General features: G+C 58.5%; 16 protein-coding genes. 4 read left to right on the forward strand and 12 right to left on the reverse strand.

Translation table 11 applies throughout. The features are described from left to right. The first annotated feature begins 27 nt into the window (after positions 1–27). A complete protein-coding gene (locus ACNYC6_RS07400; protein WP_419711742.1) occupies positions 28–447 on the forward strand; it encodes a PA3611 family quorum-sensing-regulated virulence factor in 420 nt (139 codons plus the stop codon). Here the strand turns inward: ACNYC6_RS07400 and ACNYC6_RS07405 are convergent, their stop codons facing one another. Beyond that, positions 448–642, reverse strand: a complete 195-nt coding sequence (locus ACNYC6_RS07405) for a hypothetical protein (protein ID WP_338585075.1) — start codon at positions 640–642, stop codon at positions 448–450. A 491-nt stretch (positions 643–1,133) separates the two neighbouring features. On the opposite strand from ACNYC6_RS07405, the gene ACNYC6_RS07410 reads away from it, so the two are divergent. Beyond that, positions 1,134–2,252 (forward strand): LOG family protein, encoded by a 1,119-nt coding sequence (locus tag ACNYC6_RS07410; RefSeq protein WP_419711743.1) that lies wholly within the window; start codon positions 1,134–1,136, stop codon positions 2,250–2,252. Positions 2,253–2,296: 44 nt separating this feature from the next. Here ACNYC6_RS07410 and recX read toward each other — a convergent pair whose 3' ends face one another. The 5 genes from recX to ACNYC6_RS07435 form a co-directional block, all read right to left on the reverse strand. Further along, on the reverse strand, positions 2,297–2,764 hold the full coding sequence (gene recX / locus ACNYC6_RS07415; RefSeq protein WP_419711744.1) for a recombination regulator RecX: 468 nt from the start codon (positions 2,762–2,764) through the stop codon (positions 2,297–2,299). Positions 2,765–2,772: 8 nt separating this feature from the next. Further along, positions 2,773–3,831: a recombinase RecA gene (recA, locus tag ACNYC6_RS07420; protein WP_007996915.1), complete on the reverse strand. Its 1,059-nt coding sequence runs from the start codon at positions 3,829–3,831 to the stop codon at positions 2,773–2,775. Between the two features lie 83 nt (positions 3,832–3,914). After that, positions 3,915–4,415 carry a CinA family protein gene (locus tag ACNYC6_RS07425; RefSeq protein ID WP_419711745.1) on the reverse strand — a complete coding sequence of 167 codons (501 nt, stop codon included), beginning with the start codon at positions 4,413–4,415 and terminating at the stop codon, positions 3,915–3,917. 189 nt (positions 4,416–4,604) lie between these two features. Beyond that, positions 4,605–4,955 carry a phage holin family protein gene (locus ACNYC6_RS07430; RefSeq protein ID WP_419711746.1) on the reverse strand — a complete coding sequence of 117 codons (351 nt, stop codon included), beginning with the start codon at positions 4,953–4,955 and terminating at the stop codon, positions 4,605–4,607. A gap of 506 nt (positions 4,956–5,461) precedes the next feature. After that, the gene (locus ACNYC6_RS07435; protein WP_419712925.1) at positions 5,462–6,196 is read right to left on the reverse strand and encodes a LexA family transcriptional regulator; all 735 of its coding nucleotides are present in this window, start codon (positions 6,194–6,196) and stop codon (positions 5,462–5,464) included. Between the two features lie 222 nt (positions 6,197–6,418). Between ACNYC6_RS07435 and mutS the strand changes: the two genes are divergently transcribed. Both mutS and fdxA read left to right on the forward strand, forming a co-directional pair. After that, positions 6,419–8,986, forward strand: coding sequence for a DNA mismatch repair protein MutS (mutS, locus tag ACNYC6_RS07440; protein ID WP_419712926.1), 2,568 nt, complete (start codon positions 6,419–6,421; stop codon positions 8,984–8,986). A gap of 141 nt (positions 8,987–9,127) precedes the next feature. Continuing rightward, positions 9,128–9,451, forward strand: a complete 324-nt coding sequence (fdxA, locus tag ACNYC6_RS07445; RefSeq protein WP_339554436.1) for a ferredoxin FdxA — start codon at positions 9,128–9,130, stop codon at positions 9,449–9,451. Between the two features lie 485 nt (positions 9,452–9,936). On the opposite strand, the gene rpoS is transcribed toward fdxA, so the two are convergent. The 6 genes from rpoS to ispF all read right to left on the reverse strand — a co-directional run bounded on the left by rpoS (position 9,937) and on the right by ispF (position 15,060). Continuing rightward, on the reverse strand, positions 9,937–10,944 hold the full coding sequence (gene rpoS, locus ACNYC6_RS07450) for an RNA polymerase sigma factor RpoS (protein WP_077044318.1): 1,008 nt from the start codon (positions 10,942–10,944) through the stop codon (positions 9,937–9,939). A gap of 104 nt (positions 10,945–11,048) precedes the next feature. Further along, positions 11,049–11,906 (reverse strand): peptidoglycan DD-metalloendopeptidase family protein, encoded by an 858-nt coding sequence (locus ACNYC6_RS07455; protein WP_338585053.1) that lies wholly within the window; start codon positions 11,904–11,906, stop codon positions 11,049–11,051. Between the two features lie 211 nt (positions 11,907–12,117). Continuing rightward, positions 12,118–12,753 (reverse strand): protein-L-isoaspartate(D-aspartate) O-methyltransferase, encoded by a 636-nt coding sequence (locus ACNYC6_RS07460; RefSeq protein ID WP_177336601.1) that lies wholly within the window; start codon positions 12,751–12,753, stop codon positions 12,118–12,120. A 38-nt stretch (positions 12,754–12,791) separates the two neighbouring features. After that, positions 12,792–13,544, reverse strand: a complete 753-nt coding sequence (gene surE, locus ACNYC6_RS07465; protein ID WP_419711747.1) for a 5'/3'-nucleotidase SurE — start codon at positions 13,542–13,544, stop codon at positions 12,792–12,794. Then, on the reverse strand, positions 13,532–14,590 hold the full coding sequence (gene truD / locus ACNYC6_RS07470) for a tRNA pseudouridine(13) synthase TruD (RefSeq protein WP_419711748.1): 1,059 nt from the start codon (positions 14,588–14,590) through the stop codon (positions 13,532–13,534). Before truD ends, surE begins: the two co-directional genes overlap by 13 nt. Further along, positions 14,587–15,060, reverse strand: a complete 474-nt coding sequence (gene ispF, locus ACNYC6_RS07475) for a 2-C-methyl-D-erythritol 2,4-cyclodiphosphate synthase (protein WP_034149878.1) — start codon at positions 15,058–15,060, stop codon at positions 14,587–14,589. Before ispF ends, truD begins: the two co-directional genes overlap by 4 nt. Positions 15,061–15,068 lie beyond the last annotated feature (8 nt).

The raw sequence follows: 15,068 nt of genomic DNA on the forward strand, positions 1-15,068 counted from the left end.
CACCCATCACTGCCCCAGGAGAGTTTCATGCTGCGCTTTATCGCTCCCCCCACTGCCATTCTGCTGGCGTTGTCTTTCAACGCTCAGGCCGCATCCCTGAGTGAGCAGAATCTGAACAAAGAGCTGCAAAACGTCGCCAAACAAAGCAGCGTTGGCACTCCACGGGCAATCAATGAAGACATTCTCGATCAGGGCTACACCGTCGAAGGCAAAACGCTGATCAACCACTTGAGCGTGCAAAGCAGCCACGCCGACAAGATGCGCGCCGACCCGAAAGCCGTGTACTTCCAGCTTGGCGCCTCGGTCTGCAACAACCCGTCGTTCCGCAAGCTGATGGCCAAGGGCGCGATCATGCGTTACGACTTCACCGAAGTGAAAACCAACCGTGCAGTCGGGTCCGCGAGTTATCAGGAATCTGATTGCCCGAAAACACCGAAGAAAAAGTAATCAGTGGGATTTGGCGCGCCGCTGTTCATCCTCGGCGCGCAATTCTGCCAGCAGTGCCTGCAAATAACGTGACCGACGCTCCGCGCCCATCAAGCGTCGGCAGCACTCCTCTTCAAGACTCAAATGATTGGTCTCGGCTGATGACTTGAGCAATCGATACAGTTGCGTATCGATCTCCAGAATGACTCTGGCCATTGGCTTCCCGCCTCCATGCACTCACTCGTGTTGAGCGATAAATCCTTAAACCGCTTATACCCTGCGCCCTGCGCCCTGCCGTTTACGCGAAGCTGTCGCATGACGCCTGTAACTTAGTAAATCAGAGTGCAGGACACTTGGCGTACGTTCAGACGAGCGGCGAAACCACCTTGCAAATCGTCAATAAGCGATTGCCAGGAAAGACTTTGTGGCGCAATGATCAAGACAGCGCAAATCACCGCGAGGGTCTAGATTTCAGGTATCCACATTCACTTTTTCAGGGCGGGAAAGGGGCCGCCCGTTACGCGTTGTGTTATGCGAACGTTTCTTTCATCCAAGGGAAAAACAGAGCCTGTATGGATGACCCGATGACCATTCGGGTCAAGTGGATCGCCCAGGCACGGGCTTGGGCAGACAGCGACACATGAAGTGTCGTGGCGTCGACGAATGCGTTGTCGGCGCCAAGGGTTCTGCGCAGAAGGAGAAGTTGAATGCCTTACCAACCGAATGACCTCCTGAGCCGTCATTTTGAAGAAAGCGGCCACGACCTCATCAGCAAGGTCGAAGAACAACTCAACCTGGTTTCACCCAACAGCCCGAACATCCCCATCTACCGCGACATGATCCTGACCGTGCTGCGCATGGCCCAGGAAGACCACAACCGCTGGAATGCGAAGATCACCCTGCAAGCCCTGCGCGAACTGGAGCATGCATTCCGTGTGCTCGAGCAGTTCAAGGGGCGCCGCAAAGTCACGGTATTCGGCTCGGCACGCACACCCATCGAACACCCGCTGTACGCAATGGCCCGGGAACTTGGTGCCGCGCTGGCACGCTCGGACCTGATGGTTATCACCGGTGCCGGTGGTGGGATCATGGCAGCGGCCCACGAAGGTGCCGGTCGGGATCACAGCCTGGGCTTCAACATCACCCTACCCTTCGAGCAGCATGCCAACCCGACCGTCAACGGTACGAGCAACCTGCTGCCCTTCCACTTCTTCTTCACCCGCAAGCTGTTCTTCGTCAAGGAAGCCGATGCGCTGGTGCTGTGCCCTGGCGGTTTCGGCACCCTGGATGAAGCACTGGAAGTACTGACGCTGATTCAGACCGGCAAAAGTCCGCTGGTGCCGGTGGTGCTGCTGGACGCGCCGGGCGGCAGGTTCTGGCAAGGCGCGCTGGACTTCATCCACCAGCAACTGGAGGAAAATCGCTACATCCTGCCCACCGACATGAAACTGGTGAGACTGGTCTACAGCGCCGAGGAAGCTGTCGAACACATCAACCAGTTCTACAACAACTTCCACTCCAGCCGCTGGCTCAAGCACCAGTTCGTGATCCGCATGAACCATAAGCTCAGCGACCGGGCACTCGAACATATGCAAGAGTCGTTCGCCGACCTGTGCCTGAGTGATCAATTCCATCAACACGCCTACAGTGGCGAAGAACACGATGAAGCGCAGTTCAGCCACCTGGCGCGACTGGCCTTCACCTTCAACGCCCGTGATCATGGTCGGTTACGAGAACTGGTGGATTACATCAACCTGCCTGAAAACTGGGCGCACTCCCAACCCCAGGCCCAACAGCGCACACGGGAACCCTCAAAGGTTACGTGAGGCACAAAAAAACGGCCCGCTATCGAAATAGCGAGCCGTTTCAGTCAATCGTCCATCCCTCGGCCGCTGAACAAGCGGCTGATCATTTCCATGGAAAATCCCCGATACGCCAGGAACCTGCCCTGTTTGGCACGTTCCCGGGCGTCGATCGGTAATTGCCCGGAAAACTTGCGCCGCCAGGTGTCCGTCAGTTGCTCCTGCCAGTCGATACCGCTCTCGCGCAAGGCGAGCTCGATGTCGCTGCGTTGCAGGCCGCGCTGGCTCAACTCTTCACGAATACGCAACGGGCCATAACCGGATCGGGCACGGTAGGAAACGAAGCTTTCGAGGTAACGGGATTCGGACAACAGGCCCTCTTCCGTCAACCGGTCGAGTGCTGTTTCGATCATTTCAGGGAGAGCGCCGCGCTGACGCAGTTTGCGCATCAGCTCGACTCGACCGTGCTCGCGTCGTGCGAGCAGGTCCATTGCGGTTCGCCGCACCGCGACGAGTGTATCGAGTACGGCGGTCATCGGATCAATCAGATATCAGCATCAGCCAGATCGTCTTCAGTCTCTTTGACTGCAGAGGCTTTGGCGTCCGCTACCGACGCAGGCGACAGCAACTTGTCACGCAGTTGCTTCTCGAGCTTTGCCGCGACTTCCGGATTGTCTGCCAGGAACTTGGCCGAGTTAGCCTTACCCTGACCGATCTTGGTGCCTTCATAGGCATACCACGCACCGGATTTTTCAACGAAGCCGTGCAGAACCCCCAGGTCGATCATCTCGCCATTGAGGTAGATGCCCTTGCCGTAAAGAATCTGGAACTCGGCCTGACGGAACGGCGAAGCCACCTTGTTCTTCACAACCTTGACGCGGGTTTCGCTACCGACGACTTCATCACCTTCTTTCACCGCGCCAGTACGACGGATGTCCAGACGAACCGAAGCGTAGAACTTCAGCGCGTTACCACCGGTGGTGGTCTCCGGGCTGCCGAACATCACGCCGATTTTCATACGGATCTGGTTGATGAAGATCACCAGGCAGTTGGCGTTCTTGATGTTACCGGTGATTTTACGCAGCGCCTGGGACATCAGACGGGCTTGCAGGCCCACGTGCATGTCACCCATTTCGCCTTCGATTTCAGCCTTTGGCACCAGAGCGGCCACGGAGTCGACGATGATTACGTCAACCGCGTTGGAACGCACCAGCATGTCGGTGATTTCCAGGGCCTGTTCACCTGTGTCCGGCTGGGAAACCAGCAGGTCGTCGACGTTGACGCCCAACTTGCCGGCGTACTCAGGGTCGAGGGCGTGTTCGGCGTCGACGAATGCGCAGGTCGCGCCGGCTTTTTGAGCCTGGGCGATCACGGACAAGGTCAGCGTGGTTTTACCGGAAGATTCAGGACCGTAGATTTCAACAATACGGCCTTTTGGCAGACCGCCGATGCCGAGAGCGATGTCCAGACCCAGAGAGCCAGTGGAGATGGCCGGGATCGCCTGACGGTCCTGATCGCCCATACGCATTACGGCACCCTTGCCGAATTGACGTTCGATCTGACCCAGGGCCGCAGCCAAGGCTTTCTTCTTGTTGTCGTCCATTAAAGTCCTCACGTAATCAATAAGGCCTGACGGCCAACACCTGTATAAGTAGCCAGTATTATTCCACAGCGATTCCGGATCGCCTACCCCCGATTTGAGTTTTCTTCCGCGGTGTAGCGCAGCAGCCCCTCTAGCGCGGCCTTCACCGTTTGTCGGCGGACCTCATCGCGGTCACCGGCGAAGTGCTGCACCTCGCTGAACACTCGCTCACCGACGCCCCAGGCCAGCCAGACCGTGCCCACCGGTTTGCTCGGCGAACCACCGTCCGGCCCCGCCACGCCACTGACCGCCACGGAAAAAAACGCTCGGCTTTTATCCTGCGCGCCTTTGGCCATCGCCTCGACCACCTCGCGACTGACCGCCCCCACCGTGGTGAACAACTCCACCGGAACGTTCAGTTGCAGGTTTTTCTGCAGGTTGGAATAGGTGACATAGCCGGCCTCGAACCACGCCGAGCTGCCGGGAATCCGGGTAATTGCCTCGGCGATCCCGCCGCCGGTGCAAGACTCGGCCGTGGAAACATGGGCATTGAGCATCTGCAATTGCCTGCCAAGGTCAGCGGCCAGTTGGGTGATTACTTTCACGGTCATCTCCTGATCGGGCGGAATGAGACTAACCGTACACCAGCGCATAGCACTTGCAAGTTATAGGCTCGATCAAAGTGTTAACAGGTAAGAGCCCTGACATACGCCTGACACGCCTGCAAGGCGATCAGCCCTCCATTGAGACGTCGGCTGAGGGCATAAAAACTTCCTGTTCATGCGTCGAAGGGATCACGGTGGGTCGGAGCGAGAATCACGAGGCGCCACCTCACACACACCGATCCGTTTGGCCGCCCAGCGCTCATACAGCCCGATGACCACGTCCGCCCCGGCCATCGCCGTCAGGCAACCAAAGGCGCCAGCTGTCCAGATCGACACGCCGGCGGCATACAGCAGCAGGATGGCGGAGACTCCGCAGACCATGCAGGCGCCGGAGCGCAAGCTCAGCCGCCGCAGCAGTGTCCAGCCGCGGGCGCCGTCCTTGTCGGCGCGCCACATTTCGCCGGACACCCCGCCCACTAGGGCGAGGACGATCACGAGCCAGATCGGCATGTCCAGCAACGCTTGGTGCTCGTTTGTCATGTCACACCTCCCGGGGTGATTGATGAGTGATCGGTGCTGGATTCAATCGCTGCCTCTTGTGTGCCTGACATCAGGTAGGCATTCCAAAAATCCCGACTGGCGTCGGGCTTTTCAGTAATGCGGTCCTTCGCGTCGTCCTTTCGACGCCATTGGCGCAGTACGGGTCCGTTCAAATTGTTCTTCCGACCGCCGTCCCTGCCCGCCGAAAAACTGCTTCTGGTGCTTTACGCTGCACACCCGGGTTAATTGCCAACCCTCTGAACCATTGAGGCCGGTTCAGCGCTGCCTTTTTTTGGTGGAACTAAAGAGCTTCGTATCGAGCCGCTTTGTTGAGCGGCTTGAGACAAAGATTATGCATGTATGCATATACAGTCAATGCACTGATGCATTTTTCTGTGCACAACAAATGCATCAACGCATTAATGACCCGCAAACAAAGGCGTTAGCGGCTAACGGCAGGCGAAATAAACCCGCCTGATGGCGGGGTTTATCTGACAGCGGTGAGGTTAACGGGCGTACATTCCCCACCAGAAGACGTGACCGAGGATGACGATTTGCTCTTCCTGCATTTTCTGGAAGCTGTAGTCCTCGTCCGGATGTTCATCGCGGTTGAAGCTGCGCAGGCGAATCCCGGTCGGCAGACGATACAGCTGCTTCACCCGCAACTGGCCGTTATGGTTGATTGCATAAAGATCGCCATCAATGATGTCGCCAATCCCGCATTTACCGGCATTGACCCCGACCGTGGCACCGTCGCGAAGCACCGGCAACATACTGTTGCCACGCACGGTCACGCATTTGGCCTGGTCGAACTGCACACCGTTGTGGCGCAAGCTGCGCTTGCCGAAGCGCAGGCTAGAGCGCTCGCTCTCTTCGATGACGAATCTTCCTGATCCCGCAGCCAATTCAACCTCGCGAAGAAAGGGCACCGACACCTCGTCGTCATCGACAGGGGTGTCGTCGTCCCACAGACTTATATCCTTGAGTTCCGAATGCAATTCTTCGCGCGCGCCAACGCCAGCCGGCGCGACTTCGGCGCGGCCGCGTAATTGATCGGTGCTCACGGTGAAGTATTCGGCGATCTTCGAAATGTGTTTATCTGAAGGATCGCCGATCTTCCCGCTGAGAATCCGAGAGAGTGTGGATTGAGGCACGCCGGTGCGACGGTGAAGCTCCGTGGGGGAGATCCCGTGCTGATCGAGCAGCGCTCTTAAGACGGTAGAAACATTGCGTTTTTGCATAACGCGCATAGTGCTTGTTCTTTTCTCGGGCGGCAAATGCATATTTGCATTTATGACGCCTAAGCTGCGCATTAAGCAGCAGAACCACACCGAGTGGCGTTCGTGCCTGCGTCCGGCAGACAGCCCATGTTAATCTTGCGCCCATTGCGGAAAAGCCGGGCTGATGCCCCACTTTTGCCCCACACCTTTCGACGAGTTTTCCGATCCCCGATGAATAAAGCCCTGTCCGACCTGTCCTCCCACACGCCGATGATGCAGCAGTACTGGCGCCTGAAGAACCAACACCCTGACCAGTTGATGTTCTACCGCATGGGTGACTTCTACGAGATCTTCTATGAGGACGCGAAGAAGGCCGCCAAGTTGCTGGACATTACCCTGACCGCTCGCGGACAGTCGGCCGGGCAGGCGATTCCGATGTGCGGGATTCCTTACCACGCCGCCGAAGGTTATCTGGCGAAACTGGTGAAGCTCGGCGAGTCGGTGGTGATCTGCGAACAGGTCGGCGATCCGGCCACCAGCAAAGGGCCGGTGGAGCGTCAGGTGGTGCGGATCATTACGCCAGGGACGGTGAGTGACGAAGCGCTGCTGGATGAACGTCGCGACAACCTGATCGCTGCCGTGCTGGGTGATGAACGCTTGTTCGGCCTGGCCGTGCTGGATATCACCAGCGGTAACTTCAGCGTGCTGGAAATCAAGGGCTGGGAAAACCTGTTGGCGGAGCTGGAGCGGGTCAATCCGGTGGAGCTGTTGATTCCGGATGACTGGCCAAAGGATCTGCCGGCGGAAAAGCGTCGTGGGGTTCGTCGTCGTGCACCGTGGGATTTCGAGCGCGATTCGGCACTGAAAAGTCTTTGCCAGCAATTTTCCACCCAAGACCTCAAAGGTTTCGGTTGCGAGAACCTGACGCTCGCCATCGGTGCCGCCGGCTGTCTGCTGGCTTATGCCAAAGAAACCCAGCGCACCGCCCTGCCGCACTTGCGTAGCCTACGCCATGAACGCCTGGACGACACCGTGGTGCTGGACGGTGCGAGTCGTCGCAACCTGGAGCTGGACACCAACCTCGCCGGCGGTCGTGACAACACCTTGCAATCGGTGGTCGACCGTTGTCAGACAGCCATGGGCAGCCGTCTGCTGACCCGCTGGCTGAACCGTCCGCTGCGCGACCTGACCGTTTTGCTGGCACGCCAGACGTCGATTACCTGCCTCCTCGACGGCTACCGTTTCGAGAAGCTGCAACCGCAACTCAAGGAAATCGGTGACATCGAGCGGATTCTCGCGCGGATTGGCCTGCGCAATGCCCGCCCGCGCGACCTCGCACGTCTGCGTGATGCCCTCGGCGCACTGCCAGCGCTGCAAGTGGCGATGACCGAACTGGAAGCCCCGCACCTGCAACAACTGGCGACGATCACAAGTACCTACCCGGAACTGGCGGCCCTGCTGGAAAAAGCCATCATCGACAACCCGCCGGCGGTGATCCGCGACGGCGGCGTGTTGAAGACCGGTTACGACAGCGAACTCGATGAACTGCAATCTCTCAGCGAGAACGCCGGGCAATTCCTGATCGACCTCGAAGCACGCGAAAAGGCCCGTACCGGGTTGTCGCACCTGAAGGTCGGCTACAACCGCATCCACGGTTACTTCATCGAACTGCCGAGCAAGCAGGCTGAGTCGGCGCCGGCCGATTACATCCGTCGCCAAACGCTCAAGGGCGCCGAGCGTTTCATCACGCCGGAACTGAAGGCCTTTGAAGACAAAGCGCTGTCAGCCAAGAGCCGGGCGCTGGCTCGCGAGAAAATGCTCTACGAGGCGCTGCTCGAAGACCTGATCTCGCAATTGCCGCCGTTGCAGGACACCGCCGGCGCACTGGCTGAGCTGGACGTCTTGAGCAACCTGGCCGAGCGCGCGCTGAACCTGGACCTGAACTGCCCGCGCTTCGTCAGTGAACCGTGCATGCGCATTACCCAAGGTCGCCACCCGGTGGTCGAACAGGTGTTGACCACGCCGTTCGTGGCCAACGACCTGAGCCTCGACGACAACACGCGCATGCTGGTGATCACCGGTCCGAACATGGGCGGTAAATCCACCTACATGCGCCAGACCGCTTTGATCGTGCTGCTGGCGCACATCGGCAGCTTCGTGCCGGCGGCCAGTTGTGAACTGTCGTTGGTCGATCGCATTTTCACCCGAATCGGCTCCAGCGATGACCTGGCCGGCGGGCGTTCGACCTTCATGGTCGAAATGAGCGAAACCGCGAACATCCTGCACAACGCTACCGAGCGCAGCCTGGTGCTGATGGACGAAGTCGGCCGCGGCACCAGCACTTTCGACGGTTTGTCCCTGGCTTGGGCGGCGGCGGAACGACTGGCGCACTTGCGCGCCTACACGCTGTTCGCCACCCACTACTTTGAGCTGACGGTCCTGCCGGAAGCTCAACCGCTGGTGGCCAACGTGCACCTCAACGCCACCGAACACAACGAACGCATCGTGTTCCTGCACCACGTGCTGCCGGGACCTGCCAGCCAGAGCTACGGCCTGGCGGTGGCGCAGTTGGCCGGGGTGCCAAGCGAAGTGATCGTGCGCGCCCGCGAGCATTTGAGCCGCCTGGAAGACACTGCCCTGCCCCATGAAACGCCCAAGCCAACCAAAGGCAAACCGGCCGCTCCGCAGCAAAGTGACCTGTTCGCCAGCCTGCCGCATCCAGTGCTGGATGAACTGGCCAAGCTCGACCTGGACGACATGACGCCGCGTCGTGCACTCGAAATGCTCTATACACTAAAGAACCGGATCTAACGCATAGCCTTGCAAGCTGTTAGAATCTCGCGCGGTTTGGGATGCTGCCGGCTTTAGCCTGGCCTGCAGACTATCGCTCCCGAACCATGCGACCCCCACGTGAAGGGGCGCAGCAAGCCGCGCCTGAGGAGAAAATTAGAAATGACCTTCGTCGTCACCGACAACTGCATCAAGTGCAAGTACACCGACTGCGTAGAAGTCTGTCCGGTGGACTGCTTTTACGAAGGCCCGAATTTCCTGGTGATTCACCCGGATGAGTGCATCGACTGCGCACTGTGCGAACCTGAATGCCCTGCTGTGGCCATCTTCTCCGAAGATGAAATCCCTGCCGGCATGGAAAACTTCATTCAGCTGAACGTAGAGCTGGCTGAAATCTGGCCGAACATCACCGAGCGCAAGGATCCTTTGCCGGACTCCGCCGAGTGGGATGGCAAGCCAGGCAAGATCGAACACCTCGAACGCTGATTACCCCCGCGTTCCCGAAAAAGGCCCCACAAGGGCCTTTTTGCTTTTTTGCAGGCGAAAAAAAGGGGCGGTTTGACCCGCCCACATTTTTTCCTTATTCCCTGTGTTCCTTTTCATCGTCCTGATGAATCGCTTCCTGCGATATCCATTACCCTCATCCTTGAAGGGCGTGTCTGTCCGTTGACACAAGCCAGATACTAATGCGTTCCTGGATCAGAGCAACCGCTCTCAAGTACCGTGGCACGCTGTCATACGCCGTTAATCTTTATAAATATTGTTGTTTTTCAATGATATGCATCAATCTAAAAAATGCCCTGTCGACTACCACAGTGTAAAAATAACGAACACTTACGACAGAGTAAGCAAAGACTTACAACACGAGACTACAAACCTGCGGCAGTCACACAGTCGTGCGACTGCCTTCGTTCAGGCAACAAAAAGCCCCGAACCAGTCGGGGCTTTTTGTTGCTTGCTACACGAGTCGGTTACTGAAACAGCGACTCGCTCGACAGGCCGTTTTTCTCCAGGATCTCCCGAAGACGCTTCAGGCCTTCAACCTGAATTTGTCTGACCCGTTCCCGGGTCAGGCCAATTTCCAGACCTACGTCTTCAAGGGTGCTGCTCTCATGACCGCGCAGGCCGAAGCGGCGTACAACCACCTCGCGCTGCTTGTCGGTCAACTCCGAGAGCCATTGATCGATGCTCTGAGACAGGTCGTCATCCTGCAACAGTTCACATGGATCGGTTGGGCGATCGTCGGTAAGGGTGTCCAGCAGGGTTTTATCCGAATCCGGACCCAGCGAGACGTCGACCGAAGAAACCCGCTCGTTCAGGCCCAGCATGCGCTTGACCTCTCCCACCGGTTTTTCCAGCAGATTGGCGATTTCTTCGGGTGAGGGTTCATGGTCGAGTTTTTGCGTCAGCTCCCGTGCAGCCCGCAGGTACACGTTAAGCTCTTTGACCACATGGATCGGCAACCGGATGGTCCGGGTCTGATTCATGATCGCGCGCTCGATGGTCTGACGAATCCACCAGGTTGCGTAAGTCGAAAAGCGGAAGCCGCGTTCAGGGTCGAACTTCTCCACCGCCCGAATCAAGCCGAGGTTGCCCTCTTCGATCAGATCGAGCAGCGACAAGCCACGGTTGACGTAACGCCGGGCGATTTTCACCACCAGCCGCAGGTTACTTTCAATCATGCGTTTGCGCCCGGCCGGATCGCCACTTTGCGACAGGCGCGCAAAATGAACTTCTTCTTCGGGGGACAACAGAGGGGAAAAGCCGATTTCATTGAGGTACAGCTGCGTGGCATCAAGTGCCCGCGTGTAGTCAATGTACTTGTGTTGCTTCAACGACGCGGAGTGTTTGGATTTGGCACGAACGGAAGGTGGAGCCGCCCCTTCATCATTCGACATCGAATCCGTATCGATACCGGTCTCCATCAGGAGAACCTCATCGTCGATGTCAAACTCCGGCACTTCTTTACTGAGAGCCATTGTTATAGTCCTTTGGTGAGTTCGACCTCAAGCTCAAGCGGCGCCTTTATCCTTGGCAACGCTGGAGCCTGTCCCCTCTACGTGACGGAACAGGCTGGAAGCGATCAACGACGTGGCAGGAATTGCAGTGGATCTACAGGTTTACCTTGGCGGCGAATCTCAAAATGCAGTTTCACCCGGTCTGTACCCGTTGACCCCATTTCGGCAATTGTCTGTCCGACCTTGACCTGCTGCCCCTCCCGAACCAACAGCCTGCGGTTATGTCCGTAGGCACTGACGTAGGTTTCGCTGTGTTTGATGATGACCAATTCGCCGTAGCCCCTTAAGCCACTCCCGGCGTATACCACCGTCCCATCAGACGCAGCTAAAACAGGCTGTCCCAAATCCCCGGCGATATCAATTCCTTTATTCAAACTACCGTTTGAAGAGAATTTTCCAATCAAAATGCCATTGGATGGCCATCCCCAGCCGGTCGGGGCCGGACCCGGAGGAGGCAATGGAGCGGGTGCCGGCTTGTTGGCGACGGACGGTACAACCACCGCAGTGGTGGGAGTGCCACCGTCGACCGGACGACGAATGACCGTGGTTTTACTCGAGGAGGAAGGTGTTGAATTCGAGGAACTGACCACCGTTGTCGGCGTTGAACCGGTGCGGCCATCAAAGCGAATCGTCTGACCCGGATGGATCGTGTAAGGCGCCGGGATGTTGTTGCGTGCAGCCAGGGCCTTGTAGTCCCAGCCGTAGCGGAAAGCGATCGAGAACAAGGTGTCTTTCGGTCGAACGACGTACTGCCCCGTCGTCACTGCCGGACGCTGAGCGGCGGCATTGTTGCGGTCGACGACGCGCACGTCGCTGGATTTGTTGCTGGAACAACCGACCAGCAAGGTGCTCATGACAAGGCCAGTCACCAGGCGCTGAAAGCTCGTTTTACCCATACGCTGCGCTATGACTGTGAGACTCACCCGCCGCTCCCTTTGTGGTGGCTGAAAATGTGATTTGCCGTGTTCCGGCAGGAAATGTCGCAAGTATAACGGGCCGTGCAAGCTTTACCCTTAATGAAGCGAAATGGCATCGCGCACACGTTTGCTGTCTGACAAAACAACCCGTTTAACCAATCGACGCCGCTGTAAGACAAAGGCCATCGAAGAGAATTCAGCGCGCTGAAATAAATGCTCAGGCCAGTGGCCCGTTGAGCAATGGAACGAAGCGAACGTTCCCCAGAACCCGTCTGGAAAAACCCTGTTCTTCTCGAATGATCAGCAGCAATTGTTGCACCTCGCCGGAGCCGACCGGGATCACCAGACGCCCCCCGGGCGCCAATTGATCGAGTAAGGCCTGAGGCACATCGGTGGCCACTGCCGTCACGATAATGCCGTTGTACGGTGCCAACGCCGGCCACCCTTCCCAGCCATCGCCCCAGCGGAAAACCACGTTGCGCAGGTTCAACTCGACCAGGCGTTCCTTGGCCCGGTCTTGCAGCACCTTGATGCGCTCCACGGAAAACACCCGCTCGACCAGTTGCGACAACACCGCCGTCTGATAACCCGACCCCGTACCGATTTCCATGACCTTGTCCAGCGGCCCGGCTTCCAGCAGCAACTCGCTCATGCGAGCGACCATATAAGGCTGGGAGATGGTCTGGTTATGGCCGATCGGCAGCGCGGTGTCCTCGTAGGCACGGTGCGCCAGCGCCTCGTCGACGAACAGGTGGCGCGGTGTACGACGGATGACTTCCAGCACCTTGGCGTTGGAGACCCCTTCCTCGTACAGACGCTGAATCAGCCGCTCGCGGGTCCGCTGCGAGGTCATGCCGATGCCGCGATGCAGCATATCGTCTTGTCCACGAGTCATCCGCGCAGCCCCTCCAGCCAGCCATCAAGACTTCTGAAGGCATCGTTGAAGGTGCGATCCAATTGCAACGGGGTGACCGAGACATAGCCCTGCATGACTGCATGGAAATCGGTGCCTGGCCCGCCGTCTTCGGCGTCCCCTGCGGCAGCGATCCAGTAACCTGCCTTGCCCCGCGGGTCGACCACTTTGATCGGCGCTGCGGCGCGGGCGCGATGCCCGAGACGGGTCAATTGAATGCCGCGGATGTGTTCCAGCGGCAAGTTGGGAATGTTCACGTTCAGTACCGTGCGCGGTGGCAAGTCGAGATCAGCATGGGCCTCGACCAGTTTTCGCGCAAAGTACGCCGCTGTAGGAAGGTTCTCGACTTGTCTTGAGGCCAACGAAAAGGCGAATGCAGGACGCTCGAGAAAACGCCCTTCCAACGCTGCCGCCACCGTGCCGGAATACAGCACATCGTCACCCAGGTTGGCGCCCAGGTTGATCCCGGAAACCACCATGTCCGCTTCGCGCTCCAGCAAGCCGTTAAGGCCCAGGTGCACGCAATCGGTGGGAGTGCCGTTGACGCTGATAAAGCCGTTGCCCAGCGTCTGCGGGTGCAACGGACGGTCGAGCGTCAGCGAACTGCTGGCGCCGCTTTTGTCCTGGTCCGGGGCGATAACCACGCATTCGGTGTAATCCGCCAGCGCAACATAAAGCGCGGCGAGACCGGGTGCGGTTACCCCATCGTCGTTAGAAATCAGAATACGCATGGGCTGTCCGTCTGCCCCACCGGCACCAGATCAACGAGCTCGCGCACCAATACGGTGGCGAAGCATCCGGCCGGAAGGACGAATTCCAGTTGCAGAATGTCAGGCTCGGGATAATGCCACGTCAACCCACCAATGGGCAGCCGCAGGATGCGACGTTCGTGGCTCATACCGGCGTTGATCAACCAATCGCGAAGGTCTGCTTCGCGCGAGGCAATCGCCTGCTCCAGTTCATGGACAGCGCCCGTGGCCGGCGAGTCACCTTCGCCCCACTGCGGGCCGGTCGGGTGCAGATCGAGAATCGCCAGACGCGGGTCGCTGCACTCGGCCTCACCGGCCGCAAAGAAGCTGCGGCTATCGGTGAACGCCAGCAAGTCACCGACCTGGGCACGCTGCCAGGTGCCATCGGCGACACGCGCAGCCAACACCTGGTTGAACAGGAAACTGCGGGCGGTCGAGAGCAGACGCGAACGCACGTTGCGTTGCTCAGGCAAGGCCTTGCGCGCTGCCCAGGCACGGGCGTCGACCACATTGCCGCCGTCATGCCCGAAGCGCTGGGCGCCGAAATAATTGGGGATACCGTGTTCGACGATCAGTTGCAGGCGCTCTTCGATAGCCGCCTTGTCACCGGCGAACTGGGTCAGGCGCAAAGTGAAACCGTTGGCCGAGTGCGCACCGCGTTGCAGCTTGCGTTTGTGTCGGCTGGTCTTGAGGATTTTCAGCGTGTCGTTTTCTGCCGCGGACAAATCCGGGTCAGCCTTGCCCGGCAGTTGTACGCTGAACCACTGGCGCGTCAGCGCCTGACGATCCTTGAGCCCGGCATAGCTGACGGTGCGCAGTGGCACGCCGGCAGCTTTAGCGATCCGCCGAGCCGCCTCCTCGGTATTCAGGCCGCGTTTCTCCACCCAGATCCACAGGTGTTCGCCGTCGCCGCTCAGGGGAATATCAAGGACTTCATCGACCTGGAAATCTTCCGCGATCGCCTTCAGTACCGCTGTGCCCAGGGCCTCGCCATAGGCACGCGGGCCGAGTAGTTGCAGTTCGTTCATGCGCGCAACAACAAGGCAACGGAATGCACGGCAATGCCTTCTTCGCGACCGACAAAGCCAAGCTTTTCGGTGGTGGTAGCTTTTACGTTCACTTGATCCAACTCAACTTGAAGATCCGCGGCAATCAGCGCACGCATCGATTCGATATGCGGCGCCATTTTCGGCGCCTGGGCAACGATGGTGTTATCGACGTTGCCGACCTTCCAGCCTTTGGCGTGGATCAGTGCGACGACATGACGCAACAGCGCACGGCTGTCGGCGCCTTTGAATTGCGGGTCGGTATCCGGGAAATGCTTGCCGATGTCACCCAGCGCAGCAGCGCCGAGCAAGGCATCGCTCAAGGCGTGCAGCAGGACGTCACCGTCGGAATGAGCGAGCAGCCCGAAGCTGTGTGCAATGCGCACGCCGCCCAGAGTAATGAAATCGCCTTCAGCGAAACGGTGCACATCATAGCCGTGGCCAATACGCATAAAAAAAC

The sequence above is a fragment of the Pseudomonas sp. NFX224 genome, from assembly GCF_048565165.1.
In the GTDB taxonomy this organism is placed as follows: domain Bacteria; phylum Pseudomonadota; class Gammaproteobacteria; order Pseudomonadales; family Pseudomonadaceae; genus Aquipseudomonas.

Bases quoted from the DNA above. Each gene is read 5' to 3' on its own strand.
- ACNYC6_RS07400 (WP_419711742.1), top strand. From the start codon at position 28: ATGCTGCGCTTTATCGCTCCCCCCACTGCCATTCTGCTGGCGTTGTCT.
- ACNYC6_RS07405 (WP_338585075.1), bottom strand. From the start codon at position 642: ATGGCCAGAGTCATTCTGGAGATCGATACGCAACTGTATCGATTGCTC.
- ACNYC6_RS07410 (WP_419711743.1), top strand. From the start codon at position 1,134: ATGCCTTACCAACCGAATGACCTCCTGAGCCGTCATTTTGAAGAAAGC.
- recX (WP_419711744.1), bottom strand. From the start codon at position 2,764: ATGACCGCCGTACTCGATACACTCGTCGCGGTGCGGCGAACCGCAATG.
- recA (WP_007996915.1), bottom strand. From the start codon at position 3,831: ATGGACGACAACAAGAAGAAAGCCTTGGCTGCGGCCCTGGGTCAGATC.
- ACNYC6_RS07430 (WP_419711746.1), bottom strand. From the start codon at position 4,955: ATGACAAACGAGCACCAAGCGTTGCTGGACATGCCGATCTGGCTCGTG.
- ACNYC6_RS07435 (WP_419712925.1), bottom strand. From the start codon at position 6,196: ATGCAAAAACGCAATGTTTCTACCGTCTTAAGAGCGCTGCTCGATCAG.
- fdxA (WP_339554436.1), top strand. From the start codon at position 9,128: ATGACCTTCGTCGTCACCGACAACTGCATCAAGTGCAAGTACACCGAC.
- rpoS (WP_077044318.1), bottom strand. From the start codon at position 10,944: ATGGCTCTCAGTAAAGAAGTGCCGGAGTTTGACATCGACGATGAGGTT.
- ACNYC6_RS07460 (WP_177336601.1), bottom strand. From the start codon at position 12,753: ATGACCTCGCAGCGGACCCGCGAGCGGCTGATTCAGCGTCTGTACGAG.
- surE (WP_419711747.1), bottom strand. From the start codon at position 13,544: ATGCGTATTCTGATTTCTAACGACGATGGGGTAACCGCACCCGGTCTC.
- truD (WP_419711748.1), bottom strand. From the start codon at position 14,590: ATGAACGAACTGCAACTACTCGGCCCGCGTGCCTATGGCGAGGCCCTG.
- ispF (WP_034149878.1), bottom strand. From the start codon at position 15,060: ATGCGTATTGGCCACGGCTATGATGTGCACCGTTTCGCTGAAGGCGAT.